Below are 17,388 nucleotides of genomic sequence, written 5' to 3'. Positions count from 1 at the left end.
CGTAGCTAGCCAGCCGCTACCAGCGGGGATGCACGGCCGCGCGAAAGTGGCGATCGTAAATGTCTCGCACGCCAGCCATGAAGCCATCGCTCAGCGCCGGAACATCACCGGCTGCGGCATTCGACTGCGCCTGAGCAATGTTGCGCGCTCCCGGGATCACGGCACTCACGCCGTGCTGCTGAGCAACCCATGCCAGAGCAACCTGAGGGGTCGAGAACTCGGCAACGGCAGGCTCCGCCGCCAGCAACGCTGCAAACTCTTGAGCGGCGGCGACACCGGTCTCGAAGTCGACACCCGAGAACGTCTCGCCGACATCGAAGGCTTCGCCGTTGCGGTTGTAGGTGCGGTGATCGTTCTCGGCGAAAGTCGTGTCTGCGCGGTACTTACCACTCAGCAAACCGGATGCCAGCGGCACACGGGCGATAATTCCTACGCCGGCGGCAGCAGCGGCCGGCAATACCGCATCGAGGGGTTTGAGGCGGAAGGCGTTGAGGATAATCTGCACGCTCGCCACGTGCGGGCGGGCGATTGCGGCGAGTGCTTCATCCGTAGTTTCGACGCTCACACCGTAGGCGGCAATTGCCCCTTCGGAGACGAGAGTATCCAGATCGTCGAAGACGGCATCCATGCTGAAAACGGCGGTTGGCGGGCAGTGCAGCTGAACAAGGTCGAGCGTGTCGGTGCCGAGGTTGCGTCGCGAGCGATCGGTCCATTCGCGAAAGTTAGTGAGGGTGAAGTGTGCGGGGTCTTGCTCTGCGCGGCGCCCCATCTTGGTCGCGACGGTGATGTCGAGTTCTGGGCGATCGGCGAGATAGCGACCGATGAGGGACTCGCTGCGCCCATCACCGTAAACGTCTGCGGTGTCAAAAAAGGTGACTCCGCCATCGACGGCAGCGTCGAGCACGCCGCGAGCATCCGCTTCGCTTACATCACCCCAATCGGCACCAAGCTGCCAGGTGCCGAGGCCAATTACGGAGACAGAGCGGCCTGTGCGGCCAAGAGTGCGGATGTCCATGGGCTAACGCTACGCCTCCCCCGCGACAATTCTGCACACGGCAGAAAACTCGCGACCAGCGGCTGCTCGGCCACTTTGCTGAAAGCCCAGCAAGAACAGCGTGGTTCTGGTGTAGCGGGTGGTGAGAATGGTGGCCATAGTTTCGGTGTCGATTCCGATGACGGAAGCATCCTGCAGCGAATCTTCGATGTACTCTCGGCAGGCAGCGTCGCGGATGCGCGGCGTCCATGACGGTGATGGCCCTCACGCCGCGTGAGAGTGTGCGCACTGGCCAAATAATTCGCGCGCTAGTGAGAGAATTCGGGAATGGATGACCTTCTCGCTTCCCTTGCCCGCACGACACCGGTCGCGATCTCGCCGACAGTTCTGATCATCATCGTGGCCTCAGCCGCGGTGCTGAGCATTCCGCAACCGATCTGGAAGTGGTTCGGGCTCTTCACCACCCTTGTGCACGAACTCGGGCACGCGGTTGGCGCTATTCTCACCGGTCGATTTGTGCACGGAATGAAGATTCGGATGAACCATTCGGGAGAGGCAGTCAGCAGCGGCCGCGGCAAACTTGGATCGTCGATCAGCGGGTCGCTCGGCTATCCCGCCCCCGCAATCGTCGGCGCCATCCAGTTGTGGTGCGTTACTCAGGGCTACACAGCGATGGCGCTGTTCGTCGGTGGCATCATCCTTATTCTCACCTTGCTTGTCATTCGCAATCTCTTCGGGTTTCTCGTTGTCGCCGTTTCGGCCGCGGCGAGCGCCGCTCTCTGGGTGTGGGCCACCCCGGAACAGCAAAGCTACGTTCTGCTCGTGATCGCCATCGCGCTTCTTGTCGGAAGCGTGCGCGGCCTCGCCACCGTGATCGGTGTACACACTCGTCGGCGCGACCAACTGAGCACGTCAGACGCCTATCTGCTCTTCAAGCGCACCGGCATCCCTTCGGTGGTGTGGTTATTGCTCTTCGCCGTCCTTATTGGTGCGAGTGTCATCTGGGCTGTAACGACCGTGCTCGAAACGTACTAGCGCGCAACGCTAGTGTCGCTGTTTCGCCGAGGGTAAAAGCACCCCGCGCGCGATACGCTCCGGCCGAAAACCGTAACCCACAATTCGGGCAAGCACGGGGCGGATGCGCGGCAGGATGACCGCGATCACCAATCGTTCCCGCAGCCATGGTGGGTTGTGGATGACGGTACGACTCGTCGCCCTGTCGATCAGCCGGTGAGCTACCCGTTGCATGCGCTGCATGAGTGCGGTTGGCAGGCTACGGCGACGCTGAACGGCAGCACACACGGAGTCGATCGCTGCGGCATCCGCCCCGTGCTTTCGCAACACGGGAACAAGGATGTTCGCCAGCGCGACCGCATCTTGGATCGCATAGTTGATACCAACGCCGAAAGCTGGCGACATCGCGTGGGCGGAATCGCCAATGCAGAGCGCACCCGGCACTGACCATTCGTGAATTCGATTGATCTGCACAGAGAGCAGTTTCACTTCAGCAAAGCTGCTAATTGCTGCCGTGACATCGGTGAGCCGGGGCGCGATGCTGCCGATTTTACGGCGGAAGGCTGCAATGCCATTCGCTTGCAGTTCCGGGAATGTACCTTTGCGAATGAGGAGACCGCACTGAAAGTAGTCGGGGCGCGGAATGGTAACGAGGGCGCTGCCGTTGCGAATCTGGGCCAGAGTATCGCGCACAGCTTTGGTGGGTTTTGGCACCCGAAACCACAACACATCAATGGGGACGCCGTAGTCGGTGGGCACGAGACCGAGCGCCTGGCGCACGGTGGAATCGCGACCGTCAGCGGCAATAGTTAGTGCGGCCCGTACCTGAAGTGTGCCGTTTGGCGTTGAAGCCGCGACCCCAACAACGCGTCCGTCGTCGCGGATCACATCGTGAGCAGTTGCTTCCATCACGAGTCGAAAACTGGGCTGTTTGGTGGCTTCTGCGACGAGCATGTTCAACAGATCCCACTGCGGCATGAGCGTTACGTAGCGGTGCGGGGCAGGAAGCGTCGTGAAATCAACAGCCCGAACTCGGATGCCATCGATCACAGCGTCTAGAGTCGAAAGTTCGCTGTGGTCAATCGCTTTGGCTTCGTCGCGCAAGCCAAGCTGATCGAGCAGGTTGAGCGTTGATGGATGCACGGTGTCGCCGCGGAAGTCGCGCAAGAAATCAGCATGTTTCTCCAGTACAACGACGTCGATTCCGGCGCGGGCTAAGACAAGCCCTGCCACTATTCCCGCCGGGCCGCCGCCCGCAATGCATACCGTGGTAACAAGTTTTTCGTCCATGAAAAGCTCCGTCCCGTGACGCCTACGCTACTCCGGCAGAAATTTCACGGTCGGCGGTGATTACCTGGACAAGGCGTCGCGCGAGGCGCTTGCGCACGAGGTGATCATTAGCGTCCACCTTGTGCATCGTGACCTGGCGCATTTGCCCAATTATTTGCATGGTACCTGGCGCGATGAATTGATCGAGGGAGCCATACACGACGTCGATGGGCACGCGAACAGAGGCAATATCACTGACCGTGGTTTGTGTCTCGATGCAGTTCTGCAAGCTCAAAACGAATGCGCGCCAGTTGCGTTCAGATACCTCCAGCACGTCATCGAGCTGGAAAAGTCGACGCAGTGTTATGGCAGTCGCCATAGTGAAGTCTTTGTTGGTGCGAAGAAATTCATAGGCCCGCAAGTAGGCTCCTACGCGCGCCCTCACGAGGGGATCACCGATTTGGCTTGGCGGCACGTAGATGGGCGGGCTCACTAAAATGAGCCGGCTCACTTGCCGCGGGTGGGTTGCCGCAAAGCGTGCTGCGAGCAAACTGCCCAAGGAGTGCCCTACGAGGATGAACGGCGCATCGAGCTTGAGTGACTGAACAGTCGCGGCAATCGCTCCAACATGCTCTTCAATGGTGAATGTTGCTTTCTCCGGGCTTGGCGAATCTCCGAAGCCGAGGAGGTCGAGCGAGATACAGCGGTAGTGATCCGAAAGTTGAGGCACGACGTGGGCGAACGTTGCTGCCGACGAAGCGATTCCGTGGAGAAGAATAATTACGGGACCTTCTCCGGCGTCGCCTGCGATATTGAGGAGCGGCGCTCTGTTCTGGAAGGTCAACCGTCGAATCGTGCGCCAGAGGCTCATAACCCCAGTATCTCAGCCAGCGCGGCCGGGATACTGGGGTGGCACCTAATTAGCGCAAGTCTTCCTTGTATTCGTTCTTTGCTTTCGTCGCTTCACGCTCAGCTTCTGCGCGCTTGAGCTCGGCTTCTGCCTTCGACACTTCGGCATCAGCCTGAGCCTGGTCGGCGGCGTCACTCACTCGCTCTTTAGTGTCGTCGACGAATTCGCCGACCTTCTTGGCGGTTGCTTCGCCTGCGTCTTTGGCGTTATCGATGAGACCCATGATTCCTCCTACTAGTGGTAATCCGTGTCTTGCCGTGCCCGCGATAGCGGCACAACTTCACGATACCCACGCGGCGGGGCCTCCCCAGCAGTTCCCATTGAAGGCCAAGCGATCTCTCAGTAGACGTCAAGCTCTTGCGCCGTGCATCTTCAACGGTGACGGCCGAAAAGTCGAAAACGTTGGGTAGTTTTTCTGGGGTTCACCGCTCTACGGTGAAACCATGAGGCGCACACTATTCATCACCACAGCACTTGCCCTATCGGCAATTACACTTTCTGGATGCTCGGCGGCAGTCGACGAAATGGCTCCAGGTGACACTCAAGAGTATGTACTTGAGCAACCAGCAGAGGTTCGGGCCGGCAGCGCGGAGAGTTCTGCCGATGGCGGCATCGCCTACGACCAAGCAGCTCCTGATTCGAGCCGCGACGTGATTACCACCGGCTACATGTCGGTGACCGTGAAGAGTCCGGATGAGGCGAGCGCTGATGCGATCCGCATCACCGAGTCTGTCGGCGGCCGCATTGACGGTCGAAGTGAATATGCGCCCCACGATGGCAACCGCGGCAGTGCAACGTTGACGCTGCGTATCCCGGCGTCAGAGCTCACCGCCACCTTGGACAAGTTCAAAGAGCTTGGCGTCCTCCAAGAGATCTCTATCAATGCGGTCGACGTCACGATGCAATCGCGCGATCTGGATGCCCGCATTAAAGCACTGGATGCTTCAGTCGAGCGCCTGCTTGCGTTACTCACTTCTGCCGAGGACACTGACACGCTCATCAAACTCGAAACCGCAATTTCTAGCCGTCAAGGCGAACTCGAAAGCTTGAAGTCGCAGAAGCGCTACTTTGATGACCAAATTACGATGTCGACGATCACACTCAACCTCGTTTCCGAGGCCGACGCTCCCACTATTGAGCCTGGCAACTTCTTTGATGGTCTCGTCACCGGCTGGAACAGTTTCGTCGCATTCTTCGCCGGCCTGCTGGTCGCGCTTGGAGTGCTCGTTCCTTGGCTGATCTTCGGTGCTCTCATTGCCGGAGTCGTCATCCTGATCGTGCGCTCGAAGCGCCGCTCACGACGCACTAGCCGCGCGACAGAAAACACTGACCGTGAAATTACTGAAACTGAGGTCATCGAGGGCGAAGCGCCAGAGACAGCTCGGTCAGACTAAGAAGCGTCAGCGAGCAGTTCCCGAACCCGAGGTATGACCTCGGTTCCGTACAGTTCGATACTCCGCATCATCTGCTCGTGAGGCAGAGTGCCAGCGCTGTACTTCATGTCGAATCGCTGGATGCCGAGTGCGGAGATGGTCTTGGCCATCTTCTGCGCTACGGTCTCCGGCGATCCGGCATACATCGACCCGTGCTGCACTTCATCGATGAACTCGTCAACGCTCGATTCTGGCCATCCCCGGTCCCGACCGATACGGTCGCGCATGACGCGGTAGTGCGGCCACAATTCATCAACGACCTTCTCATCGGAGTCGGTGATGTAGCCGGGCGAGTGCACGGCGATGGGCAGGTCAGGCTGACCGAGTTCAGCAAGCGCGCGGTGGAATAGTTCGGCATACGGCGCAAATCGTTCTGGCTGGCCACCAATGATGGCCAGGACCATTGGCATCCCGTAGCGGGCTGCGCGCACGACAGACTCTGGGCTTCCGCCAACGCCGATCCACGTGTTGAGCTTGCCCGATTCGGTGCGCGGGAATACTGGCTGTTCGTTGAGGCTGGCCCGGAGAGTGCCCTTCCACGTGACGGGCTCCTCTTTGATGAGTTCGGCGAAGAGGTCGAGCTTCTCAGAGAACAATGTCTCGTAGTCGTTGAGGTTGTACCCAAAGAGCGGGAACGACTCCGTGAACGAACCACGCCCGAGGATGATCTCGGCGCGACCGTTCGAGAGCGCATCGACGGTAGCAAAACGTTCGTAGACACGCACGGGATCGTCGGAGCTCAAGACGGTAACCGCCGAGCCCAGTTTGATGTTCTTGGTCGCGACAGCGAGCGCTGCGAGAACAGTTTCCGGTGCCGTGATCGCGAAGTCGTCGCGGTGGTGTTCTCCGACACCGAAGTAGTCGATACCGAGCTCGTCGGCCAACACACCTTCAGCAACAACATTGCGGATGACCTGGGCCTGACTCAGCAGGCTGCCGCTCTCGTCTACCGAGACATCACCAAACGTGCCGAGTCCAAACTGAACGTGCTGATTCACGAGCTCCCTTTCGCTGAGACGCCAATCGCGTCTCTAGGCAAAACCGTAGCCGGGCATCCGCTATTCCGCGATTGCGCCGACCCCACCCGCCAGATGGCGGTTTCAGGATGCCGCTCGCACCATCCGAACGCAACAGTGCCCCGGTCGTGATATCGACCGGGGCACTGCAGGAGCCGATCAGTTGATCGGAGAGGGTGTACTTACGCTGCGGTGAGCGTGTTCGATACCGAGATGAGGGTAACGATTGCCGCGTTGATGAAGCCGGCGATGTACGGGTTGTTCGTCTCACGGTAGATCTTGCGCGAGATGACTGCGGTCACGGCCAGGATGAGGATGACCGGGTACAGCCAGATGCTGAAGATTCCGCCGAAGCCGTCGATCGTGTACCCCGTGGTGAAGAAGTTGGTGTACTGAGCAACGACGAGAACGATGGGTGCCAGAGCGTTGAAGAGCGCCAGCAGTGCCGTGTTGATCCATTCCTTACCGCGGATGGAGAAGCGGTTGAAGGCGTTGACCGCAACCGAGTTGGCGACAAAGTAGATCGCAAACAGTGGCAGGTACATCAGCGCAATGCCGACCTTGTCAGGAGTGAAGGCCTTGACAGCGATGACCCACCAGCGGAAGTCCGTCTTGAAGAAGTAGTCGAGCACGAAGACGATCGCGTATGCCGAAACAACGACGACCAGTGCGAGACCGATTCCGTGGAAGAACTTCTTCCAACCAGGCAGTACTCCGGATGCGCGAAGGTCAAGACCGTTCTTGCGTCCGAAGACGAGGTACGAGATCGTCATGATGATGATCGCGGCGATCGCGTTGATCGCGGCCCAGAAGGCTACGAAGAACACAGCACCCTGAGGCATGAAGAACGGAACGATGTTGAACGCGATCGCGCCCACCCACGGGGTGTTAGCGAGGATCAACCAGCTCCAACCGGAGATGATTGCCGAAACAACCAGTCCGCCCCAGAACCACGCGAGTCCCTTGCGGGTCGCCGGTACCACTGCTGCTGCCGGTGCACGAAGACCAGCGAAGGCACGGGTCGAGAGCATGGCGCGAGTGAAGGCGAGCAGGAAGATTCCGAAGCCGATCAGACCGAAGAGGGTGAAGGTCTCCTTGACCTGCCACACCTGCGAGCCGGATGCGATTTCGTTGGGAGCACCAAATGCTTCTTGGAAGAACTCGATCTGGCTAGCAACCGTCGTCTTGGAGATGGTTCCCCACGGGTGGTTTTCTGCCGGCGTGTACACAACGCGGAGAGCCTGCTGGCCATCAACGGAGTCGGTGTAGAACTCGCTAGCTTGGCGCTCGTCAGAGGAGACGTCCTCCGGGTTAGCACCAAAGTGCAAGAACGACTGAGCATTCGGGGTTCCGATGTAGTCACGCGGCGGGGTCAGAACTGCACCCTCGGGGCTGTAGCTGCGGAAGAAGAACTCGTCATACTGGTCAGCAACGATTCCGACATCGCGGGCACCGTAGAGGTTGAAGTATGCGTTCTCAGCTTCGGCATCCGTGTACACAGCGTCGTTGTCTACCAGCAGAACAGCCGAGATGAGCTGTTCGTCGGCTGCATTGTCGATGAACATCGAGAAGTTTGCTGCGCGCGCACCGTTCGAGTGACCGCTGACACCAATCTTGTCGGTGTCGACGTAGGGCAAGTCGGCGACGAGCTTAACAGCGTCGTACATTCCGGTTCCGCCGAGCGTGACATCGGGAGTCAGCGGCGATGAGTTGCCGTGACCGAACATGTCGATCGACACAACAACATAACCGCGACGGGCAAGCTCAACATAGTTGGCGTCTTGCATTTCGCGGTTGTTCCACCAACCGTGGCTGACCACGATTGCCGGAACCTTGTTGTCGACGGTCGCGGTGTCAGGCTTGAAGAGCAGAGCGCTCATCATCTGACCCGATGAGGTCTCCCAGCGCATGTCCTTAACGCTGATTGAGCCCGCACCGGTTTGCACGATGGACGCACCAATTGACGCGACCAACATCATTACTAGCGAGAGAACGAGCCAAAAGCTGTTCCTCTTAACTAACGAGGTTTTCATTGATTCCCTACCCCTTCGTGGGTATCGATTGCTGTGTGATTACGAACGTGACTGACAGCACGTCCTTCATGGGTTTTGGCAGGCAGATTAGGTCTCCACGTCCTCATCAACCCAGCCCATGGTCTTGGTTACCGCTTTTTTCCAGTTGCGGTAAAGCTGATCTCGTTCGAGGCGAGCCATCTGCGGCGTCCACCTCTTGTCTTCGTTCCAGGTCGCGATCACATCGTGTTCGCTTTCCCAATAACCGATCGCGATCCCGGCGGCGAACGCTGCACCGAGAGCGGTCGTTTCGGTGATGCGGGGGCGGATGACATCCACCCCTAGCTGGTCGGCCTGAAACTGCATGAGAAGTTCGTTTGCCACCATGCCGCCGTCGACTCGGAGCTCAGCGAGGTCGACTCCGGCATCCGCGTTCATGGCATCCATGACTTCGCGTGTTTGGTACGCGGTGGCTTCGAGCGCGGCGCGCGCGATGTGGTTCTTGGTGACATAGCGAGTGAGCCCGAGAAGGGCCCCCCGTGCATCCGGTCGCCAGTAGGGGGCGAAGAGTCCAGAGAAGGCGGGCACAAAGTAGGCGCCGCCGTTATCTTCGACTTCCAGGGCGAGACGCTCGATGTCTGGGGCGTCGGCAAACATGCCGAGGTTGTCGCGCAGCCACTGAACGAGCGATCCGGTGACAGCGATTGATCCCTCGAGCGCGTAGATCGGAGCGGCATCACCAATTTTGTAGCAGACGGTAGTGATGAGGCCGTTGTTGCTGTGCACACGCTTGGCACCGGTGTTGAGCAGCAAGAAGTTTCCGGTGCCGTAGGTGTTCTTCGCCATGCCCTCGCTGAAGCAAGCCTGGCCAAACGTGGCCGCCTGCTGGTCGCCGAGGATGCCCGCAATGGGCACTCCCGGTAGCGAACCGTGATCGCGGCAGTGGCCAAAGATCTCGCTCGAGGAACGAATCTCGGGCAGCATCGACATCGGGATACCCATGTCGGCTGCAATGTCTTCTCGCCACTGGAGGGTGTCGAGATCCATGAGCATGGTGCGGGAGGCGTTAGTCACGTCTGTCGCGTGCACTCCCCCATCGACGCCGCCGGTGAGGTTCCAGAGCAGCCAGGTGTCAATGGTTCCGAAGAGTAGCTCTCCGCGGTCGGCCGCTTCTTGGGCGCCGTCGATGTAGCGCAGAATCCAGGTGACCTTGGGTCCAGCGAAATAGGGTGCAAGCGGAAGCCCAGTGATGGCCTTGTATTTCTCGAGCCCCTCGGTACCGGCGAGTTCGTTCACAATGTTCTGGGTGCGCGTGTCTTGCCAGACGATCGCGTTCGTGACCGGCTTGCCCGTGAGCTTGTTCCACACCACGGTAGTTTCGCGTTGGTTGGTGATGCCGACCGCGGCAATGTCTTGATAGGTGAGGTTGGCACGCGCCAGAGAGAGACCAACCGTCTCGCGAACGTTGTCCCAGATCTCCATGGGGTCATGCTCGACCCAGCCGGCGCGCGGAAAAATCTGTTCGTGCTCGAGCTGCCCATTCGAAATGATGCGCGCGTCATGATCAAAGATGATCGAGCGAGAGCTCGTCGTTCCTTGGTCAATTGACAAAATGTACTGTGTCATTTTTGGCGTATCTCCATTGATAGTCAACGTGCGTTCGAGTGCGCGTTACGTTCGTATTTGGTGATTTTTACGGGTTCTGCGTGTGCTGGGTTTCGTGGCCGGCCGGCGTTGCGAGTGGCACAATTTGGGGTGCTGCCTCGCGAACGTCAGAAGCGCTTTCGTCGTCGCGCGTGAGTGACGCTGCCTCTACGGCATCCGCCATCTGGTGGTAGACAGCGACTTCATGGGCGGTGGTCTCTTCTGTCCACCCGAGTAGCTTCGCGGCAATCTCTGCGACCTCGGGCACTACGGCGAGTCCCTCATTGAGGTACTCATAGTTCATTCGGGTGCGACGAACCATGAGGTCTTCGAGGTGCAGTGCTCCCTCATGCGTGATCGCGTACGCAATCTCGGCACGAAGGTACGCGGATGCTTCCGCGAGCGGCTGCGACATCGTCGGGTCAGCATCCGCAATGGCGGCGATTTCTGAAATCTTGGCGCCGTAACGGTGCAACAGGTGATCGATCATCTGGTCACTCCAGCCGAAACGCTCGCTCAGGGCACGAGTGCTGTCACGGGCCTCGTCGAGTCCCTCAGCCCCGAGCAACGCCACTGATTGAGTGATCGAAGGGTTTGCTTGCGCTGCGTCTTTGCCAAGAGCAAAGTCAACGGCGTCCTTGGCCATCACCCGGTAGGTGGTGAACTTGCCACCGGCAATAACAGTCAAACCAGGAATGGGTGACGCGACGGTGTGTTCACGCGACACCTTTGCAGAGTTGGTGCCCTCCATGGTGCCGGGCTGCAGCAGCGGGCGTAGACCAGCCCACGTGCCGATAACGTCGGAGCGATCGATGGGGTTAGCAAGCACAGCATTTGCTTCAGAGATGACGTAATCGATGTCATCCGCTGTCGCTGCGGGGTTGAGCAGGTTCTCTTTCCACGGAGTATCAGTCGTGCCAATCACCCAGTAGCGCGACCACGGGATGACGAACAGAACGCTCTTCGAAGTCTGCAGGATGAGCCCGGCTTCACCCGTGATGCGTTCACGCGGAACAACAATGTGGATGCCCTTGGAGGCGAGAACTTTGAGGCCGCCGCTTTCGTGGGCAAGAGCCTGAGTCTCGCCGGTCCAGACGCCAGTGGAGTTGATGACGGCCTTGGCGCGCACCGGGAAGGTTGTGCCGGTCTCGAGGTCGACGAGCACTGCGCCATTGACGGCACCGTCGTCGTTCTTAGTGATCTCGACTACCTGAGTGCGACTAGCAGCGTTGGCGCCATGAGCATGAGCCGTGCGAACGACGCTCACAACGTAGCGGGCGTCATCAACGTTGGCATCCCAGTATTCGATGGCGCCGACGGCGGCATCGTGGGCGAGTCCAGGGAAGCGGACGGCAAGCTGCTTGCGTGACAAGTGACGGTGCCACGGCACGCTGCGCTTGCCCTTGACGTTCTTGGTTGTCACGGTGGCGAGAAAATCGTAGAGCGCGATTCCGGCACCGACGAAGGCGCGCTCCCACACGTGGTGACGGAGCGGGTAAAGGAAAGGCAGCGGGCGAACCAAGTGTGGTGCAACGTTGTTGAGCAGCAAGTCACGCTCGGTGAGCGCTTCGTGCACGAGCTTGAAGTCCAACATCTGCAGGTAGCGCAGCCCGCCGTGGATCAGCTTGCTTGCACGGCTGGACGATCCGGCAGCCCAGTCTTGGGCTTCGACAACAGCGGTGTCGAGACCGCGGGTCGCCGCATCCAGCGCAATTCCTGCTCCGGTAATTCCGCCACCGATGACGAGGACATCGAGCTCGTGACCCGGCTGTGCGCTGTCGACGAGGCGCTGGATGGCGCTGTCGCGGGTTGCTCGTGTCAGGGACTGATCAGTCATGAAAGCTGTGTTTCTTTCTGGTGGTGGCTTCCGCCGGAGCGGCTGTGAATCTTCTGGGATGATCCACTGCTCAGCAGCGTATTACGCTAGGAGCACCTAATGACAAACTGAGCAGCACATCTGCACGAACGTGCAAGGATGGACGACATGGAACGCGAAGAGGCAATGCTGTCCGCATCGTCGATGTATTACCTGCAAGACATCAAGATGGACACCATCGCCAACCACCTGCATATGTCACGGTCGAGCGTCTCTCGATTGCTCCGCGATGCGCGCGAAAGTGGTCTCGTTGAAATCACCCTGCGCCCGACCCCAACGCGCGGCCCAGGGCTCGCCAAGAAAATCGAAGGATGCTTCGGGATCGAAGCCCACGTTGTGCCGGTTGCCGACCTCGCCGACGAGGCTGAACGTCTCGATCAAGTAGCCAGAGCCACCGCCAGAATAGTCACGGGATGGTTCGACTCCGACATGATTATGGGCGTCGCTTGGGGTACCACTTTGGCGGCAATCGCGCGCCACTTGGGCAAGAAACCGACCCGCGGAAGCGCCATCGTTCAGCTCAATGGAGCAGCCAATGTGCGCACCTCGGGAGTCGAATATGCGGGCAACCTTATCGCCAGATTTGGCGAAGCATTCGATGCCCAAGTGCACCTTTTCCCGGTTCCCGCGTTCTTTGATTTCGCCGAAACCCGCAACGCCATGTGGTCAGAACGGTCAATTGTGCGCGTGCTCGAGTACCAACGTCGAGCAGACATTGCCCTGTTCTCGATCGGTGCGATCGCGGGCGAAGTACCCAGCCACGTCTACTCCGCTGGCTACCTCGAAGCCGGCGACATCCAGACCCTCGACAAAGAAGGAATCGTCGGCGACGTGTGCACAATTTTCCTGCGGGAAGACGGCACCTATGAAGACCTCTCCATGAACGCACGTGCAACCGGGCCGACCCCGGAAGAGTTGCGCTCAATCCCCCGGCGAATCTGCGGTGTAGCTGGCGACAACAAGGTTGTTCCCCTGCTGGCAGCCTTGCGAGCTGGTGTAATTACCGATCTGGTGGTCGATGAACAAACGGCAACGAAACTTGTGGAGCACGTCATGCAGCTCAAGGATGGGGCAGCATCAGCCGAAGAAATCGCCTTCAAGACCGACCACGCCGAGAATGCGGATCACGTCGAGAACTGACCGCTAGTTCACAATGTGCATGGCGCGAGCGGCATCCGTAATGCTTCCCGTCAGTGACGGGTACACGGAGAATGCCCGAGCAATCTGATCAACGGTGAGGCGGTGCTCGACACCCAGCGTGACAGACATGACGAGTTCCGAAGCGTTGGGCGCCACAATGACTCCACCGATGAGAGTTCCTGAACCGGTGCGTGCAAACAGCTTTACGAAACCGTCTTTGATGCCCATCATCTTGGCGCGAGGGTTCGAGGCGAGAGGCAATTTGTAAATCGTGCCCTGCGCGAGGCCATCTTCGATCTGCTTCTGCGACCAACCAACGGTCGCAATCTCGGGCTGCGTGAAGATATTGGATGCCACGTTGCGAAGTTCGATCGGAGTTACACCGTCGCCCATCGCGTGGAATACGGCAGTGCGGCCCTGCATAGCAGCAACGGATGCCAGCGGGAAAAAGTCTGAACAGTCACCGGCGGCATAGATCGACGGCATCGATGTGCGCGCGACACGGTTGACACGGATGTGGCCAGACTCAGTCAGCTGCACACCAGCCTCTTCGAGTCCAAGGTTCTCAGTGTTCGGGAGGGAACCGACAGCCATGAGGCAGTGGGAGCCTTCAACGGTCGTTCCATCCTGCAGCGTCGCCGTGACACCGTCTTTAGTGGTTGTGACGGATTCGGCGCGCGACTTGGAAAGCACCGTCATACCGTTGCGCTTGAAGACGTCTTCAATCACACGGGCGGCGTCTTCATCTTCGCCGGGTAGCACGCGGTCGCGAGACGAAATCAGGGTCACTTTGGCACCCAGGGCCGTATAGGCGGAGGCGAATTCAGCACCCGTTACCCCGGAACCGACCACGATGAGGTGTTCAGGGGTTTCCTTGAGCGTGTAGAGCTGGGTCCAGGTGAGGATGCGCTTGCCGTCAGGCATCGCCGAATCGAGCAGGCGCGGTCGTGCACCAACGGAAACAATGACGGTGTCGGCGTCAACTTCGTCAAAATCGGTTGCGGACTTGCCCTTACCTGTCGAGACTACGAGTCGCTGGGGCCCGTCGAGTCGGCCTTCACCCTCAATGACGCGAACCCCGGCTTTGATGAGCTGAGACTTCATGTCGTCAGATTGCTGCTGGGCTAGCCGCATGAGGCGCGCGTTGACGGCGGCAAGATTGACGGTAATTTCGGGGCGGACTACACGGCCAGAATCACCGCGAGAGTAGAACTGCACACCGAGGTCAGCCGCATCCCGAATCGCATTTGTCGCTTCAGCCGTCGCGATGAGGGTCTTCGAGGGAACCACATCGGTGAGAACTGCCGCTCCACCAACGCCAGCGCGTTCGACGAGGGTAACTTCGGCCCCCAATTGCGCTCCCGCCAGGGCTGCTTCGTAGCCGCCAGGGCCACCGCCGAGTATTGCAATACGTTGGGTGCGCTCGAACTCATAGGCCATGCAGCAATTCTCTCGCGCTTCTGGCCCAGCGACAAACCGCGGCCAACTCGTGGGCGTTGCTCAGATTCGCATCGAACCCCAAGGCGTGTCGCAACAGTCACGGTTTAGAGTGGATGCCATGTCACAGTCGCCAACCACAAACCCCCTCGACGACCCCAACGCAGACCCATTCGCGGTCGCGCAAGAAGCGGCTGACGCTATCGCCGCAGCAACAGGAGTCGAGAAGCACGACATCGCCCTCACCCTCGGGAGCGGGTGGGGCAAAGCCGCCGACCTCATCGGCGAGACAACGGCGACCATCGCGGCATCCGACATCCCTGGATTCTCGAAGCCAGCGCTGGAAGGCCACGTCGGCACGCTGCGCTCCATTCTTCTTCCCAGCGGCAAGCGCGCCCTCGTGATTGGCGCCCGCACCCACTACTACGAGAACCACGGTGTTCGCCGGGTTGTCCATTCCGTGCGCACCGCAGCGGCAACCGGTGCAACCACCATGATCCTCACCAACGGTGCCGGTGGCATCAAAGAGACCTGGAAGCCCGGAACCCCCGTTCTTATCAGCGACCACCTCAACCTCACCGCCGACTCCCCTCTCGAGGGTGCAACGTTCATCGACCTCACCGATTTGTACAGCAAGCGTCTTCGAGAGATCGCTAAGTCGATCGACTCAACACTCGACGAGGGCGTGTATACCCAGTTCCGCGGCCCCCACTACGAAACCCCCGCCGAAGTGCAGATGGCCAAGACCATGGGCGGCCACATCGTGGGAATGTCCACCGCGCTCGAAGCGATCGCCGCGCGCCAAGCAGGCATGGAAATCTTGGGAATGTCGCTCATCACCAACCTTGCTGCCGGCATCCAGTCGACTCCCCTCAGCCACGAAGAAGTCATTCAGGCAGGCAAAGACGCTGAAGTGCAGATCAGCACCCTGCTCGCACAGATTGTGACCGCACTATGAGCACCGAAGCCCTGAATACCGAACAGCTCGTCGCTGCCGCCAACGCGTGGCTTGAGCAAGACCCTGATGCTGTCACCCACACCGAACTCGAAGCGCTGATTACGGATGCCGTCAACGGTGACGAGACAGCAATCACCGGACTCCACCACCGCTTTGACACACGGCTCGCGTTCGGCACTGCCGGGTTACGCGGGGAGCTGGGTGCCGGCCCGAACCGCATGAACCGGGTTTTGGTCACTCAGGCGGCTGCGGGACTTGCCGCCTATTTGCTCACTCATGAACTCAGCCCGAGCATCGTTATTGGGTACGACGGCCGCATTAACTCTGAAGTCTTTGCCCGCGATACGGCCACGATCATGGCTGGCGCCGGTGTTCGTGCCATTTTGTTGCCGCGGATGCTCCCCACGCCAGTTCTCGCGTTCGCTGTTCGTCATCTCAATGTGAGCGCCGGCGTGATGGTGACGGCGAGCCACAACCCGGCAAACGATAACGGCTACAAGGTTTATCTCGGTGAGGATAACCACGGTTCGCAGATTGTGCCACCGGCTGACGCCGATATTGCCCACGCTATCGACATCGTTGCCAAGGGGTCGATTGCAGACCTTCCTCGCTCCACCGACTTTGTCACGACTGATGACGGTGTTGTTGACGAGTACATTGCGCGCACAGCAGCTCTCGCTGGTCCTTCCACGGAGATTGTTTACACTTACACCGCCATGCACGGTGTCGGGTGGGAGACCAGCAAAGCTGTCTATTCACAGGCCGGCTTTACCGATCCCGCCGTTGTCGAAGAACAGGCCCACCCGGATGCTGCCTTCCCCACGGTCGCTTTCCCCAATCCTGAAGAGCCGGGAGCCATGGATCTCAGCTTCGCTAAAGCTCGCGAGGTTGGCGCCGACATTGCTATTGCTCACGATCCTGACGCTGACCGCCTCGCGGTTGCGCTGCCGGGTCGAGACGGCGAGTGGCGTCGGCTGAGCGGAAACGAAGTGGGTATCTTGCTGGGGTGGCGCGCGGCAGAACGCGCTAACGGCAATGGCGTGCTCGCGGCATCCATCGTCTCCTCGCCAGCATTGCGCACAATCGCGGGGGCTTACGGTCTGGATTACCACGACACCCTCACGGGTTTCAAATGGATTTCCCGCATCGACGGGCTGACGTTTGGCTACGAAGAAGCACTCGGTTACCTTGTCGACCCCGCGAAGGTTCGAGACAAAGATGGCATTTCTGCCTCGGTCGATTTCCTCTCGCTTGCTGCCGAGCTCAAGGCTGAAGGCAAGACGGTGCTCGACCGCCTCGATGAGTTCACCACACAGTTTGGTGCCTTTGCTTCACGTCAAGTGTCGATGCGCTTCGCCAAGATCTCTGAAATTGGCGACATGATGACGAAGGTGCGCACCAATGCTCCGGCTGAAGTCGGAGGCCACCGGGTTGTCACGTTCACCGACTTCATCGACGGCATCGATGGCTTCATCCCCAGCGACATTCTGCGCATGGATTTCGAGGATGGCGCTCGCGTGATCGTGCGACCAAGTGGCACCGAACCAAAACTGAAGTTCTATGTGGATGCGATGAGCACTTCCGGCAACGGCGCCGAGCGTCTGGCTGCTGCAGAAGCTGTCGCGAGTCAACTTGAGGCTGGCATGCGGGAGCTTTTGGCCTAGAGCCCACTTCCACACCACGCA

At 59.5% G+C, this 17,388-nt stretch carries 15 protein-coding genes; 6 read left to right on the top strand and 9 right to left on the bottom strand.

Features of this window, described 5'->3' with window-relative positions; translation table 11 throughout:
• Positions 1–16: 16 nt before the first annotated feature.
• Positions 17–1,015, bottom strand: coding sequence for an aldo/keto reductase (locus AC1ENN_RS03150; protein WP_480406645.1), 999 nt, complete (start codon positions 1,013–1,015; stop codon positions 17–19).
• Positions 1,016–1,090: 75 nt separating this feature from the next.
• Between AC1ENN_RS03150 and AC1ENN_RS03145 the strand changes: the two genes are divergently transcribed.
• Positions 1,091–1,246 (top strand): hypothetical protein, encoded by a 156-nt coding sequence (locus AC1ENN_RS03145; protein ID WP_480406644.1) that lies wholly within the window; start codon positions 1,091–1,093, stop codon positions 1,244–1,246.
• Positions 1,247–1,321: 75 nt separating this feature from the next.
• Positions 1,322–2,029, top strand: a complete 708-nt coding sequence (locus AC1ENN_RS03140; protein ID WP_480391784.1) for a M50 family metallopeptidase — start codon at positions 1,322–1,324, stop codon at positions 2,027–2,029.
• A 9-nt stretch (positions 2,030–2,038) separates the two neighbouring features.
• Here the strand turns inward: AC1ENN_RS03140 and AC1ENN_RS03135 are convergent, their stop codons facing one another.
• From AC1ENN_RS03135 to AC1ENN_RS03125, 3 genes are read right to left on the bottom strand one after another with little or no spacing between them, the layout of a single operon-like run.
• Positions 2,039–3,298: an FAD-dependent oxidoreductase gene (locus tag AC1ENN_RS03135; protein ID WP_480406643.1), complete on the bottom strand. Its 1,260-nt coding sequence runs from the start codon at positions 3,296–3,298 to the stop codon at positions 2,039–2,041.
• Positions 3,299–3,320: 22 nt separating this feature from the next.
• On the bottom strand, positions 3,321–4,148 hold the full coding sequence (locus AC1ENN_RS03130; RefSeq protein WP_480406642.1) for an alpha/beta fold hydrolase: 828 nt from the start codon (positions 4,146–4,148) through the stop codon (positions 3,321–3,323).
• Positions 4,149–4,197: 49 nt separating this feature from the next.
• A complete protein-coding gene (locus tag AC1ENN_RS03125) occupies positions 4,198–4,410 on the bottom strand; it encodes a hypothetical protein (protein ID WP_449648270.1) in 213 nt (70 codons plus the stop codon).
• A gap of 220 nt (positions 4,411–4,630) precedes the next feature.
• Between AC1ENN_RS03125 and AC1ENN_RS03120 the strand changes: the two genes are divergently transcribed.
• Positions 4,631–5,581, top strand: coding sequence for a DUF4349 domain-containing protein (locus AC1ENN_RS03120; RefSeq protein ID WP_480406641.1), 951 nt, complete (start codon positions 4,631–4,633; stop codon positions 5,579–5,581).
• On the opposite strand, the gene AC1ENN_RS03115 is transcribed toward AC1ENN_RS03120, so the two are convergent.
• The 4 genes from AC1ENN_RS03115 to AC1ENN_RS03100 form a co-directional block, all read right to left on the bottom strand.
• Entirely contained in the window at positions 5,578–6,618 is a 1,041-nt protein-coding gene (locus AC1ENN_RS03115) for an LLM class flavin-dependent oxidoreductase (RefSeq protein WP_480391782.1), read from the bottom strand. The two genes, AC1ENN_RS03120 and AC1ENN_RS03115, sit on opposite strands and share 4 nt — an antisense overlap.
• Before the next feature lie 200 nt (positions 6,619–6,818).
• Positions 6,819–8,612, bottom strand: a complete 1,794-nt coding sequence (locus tag AC1ENN_RS03110; RefSeq protein ID WP_480406640.1) for an alpha/beta hydrolase family protein — start codon at positions 8,610–8,612, stop codon at positions 6,819–6,821.
• Positions 8,613–8,756: 144 nt separating this feature from the next.
• Entirely contained in the window at positions 8,757–10,274 is a 1,518-nt protein-coding gene (gene glpK / locus AC1ENN_RS03105; RefSeq protein ID WP_449648274.1) for a glycerol kinase GlpK, read from the bottom strand.
• A 67-nt stretch (positions 10,275–10,341) separates the two neighbouring features.
• The gene (locus AC1ENN_RS03100; protein ID WP_449648275.1) at positions 10,342–12,129 is read right to left on the bottom strand and encodes a glycerol-3-phosphate dehydrogenase/oxidase; all 1,788 of its coding nucleotides are present in this window, start codon (positions 12,127–12,129) and stop codon (positions 10,342–10,344) included.
• 147 nt (positions 12,130–12,276) lie between these two features.
• Here AC1ENN_RS03100 and AC1ENN_RS03095 point away from each other — a divergent pair, with 147 nt between their 5' ends.
• Positions 12,277–13,308 (top strand): sugar-binding transcriptional regulator, encoded by a 1,032-nt coding sequence (locus AC1ENN_RS03095; RefSeq protein ID WP_449648507.1) that lies wholly within the window; start codon positions 12,277–12,279, stop codon positions 13,306–13,308.
• Between the two features lie 3 nt (positions 13,309–13,311).
• Here the strand turns inward: AC1ENN_RS03095 and AC1ENN_RS03090 are convergent, their stop codons facing one another.
• Complete coding sequence (locus AC1ENN_RS03090; protein WP_449648276.1) at positions 13,312–14,748, bottom strand: NAD(P)H-quinone dehydrogenase; 1,437 nt, start codon at positions 14,746–14,748, stop codon at positions 13,312–13,314.
• Between the two features lie 118 nt (positions 14,749–14,866).
• Here AC1ENN_RS03090 and AC1ENN_RS03085 point away from each other — a divergent pair, with 118 nt between their 5' ends.
• Together AC1ENN_RS03085 and AC1ENN_RS03080 are read left to right on the top strand one after the other, a co-directional pair.
• Entirely contained in the window at positions 14,867–15,703 is an 837-nt protein-coding gene (locus tag AC1ENN_RS03085; RefSeq protein WP_449648277.1) for a purine-nucleoside phosphorylase, read from the top strand.
• Positions 15,700–17,367, top strand: a complete 1,668-nt coding sequence (locus AC1ENN_RS03080; RefSeq protein ID WP_480406639.1) for a phospho-sugar mutase — start codon at positions 15,700–15,702, stop codon at positions 17,365–17,367. The genes AC1ENN_RS03085 and AC1ENN_RS03080 overlap by 4 nt, the downstream gene beginning before the upstream one ends.
• Positions 17,368–17,388 lie beyond the last annotated feature (21 nt).

This window comes from Rhodoglobus sp. G.S.23, assembly GCF_056675935.1.
This window is presented reverse-complemented; position numbering and strand designations above follow the sequence as displayed.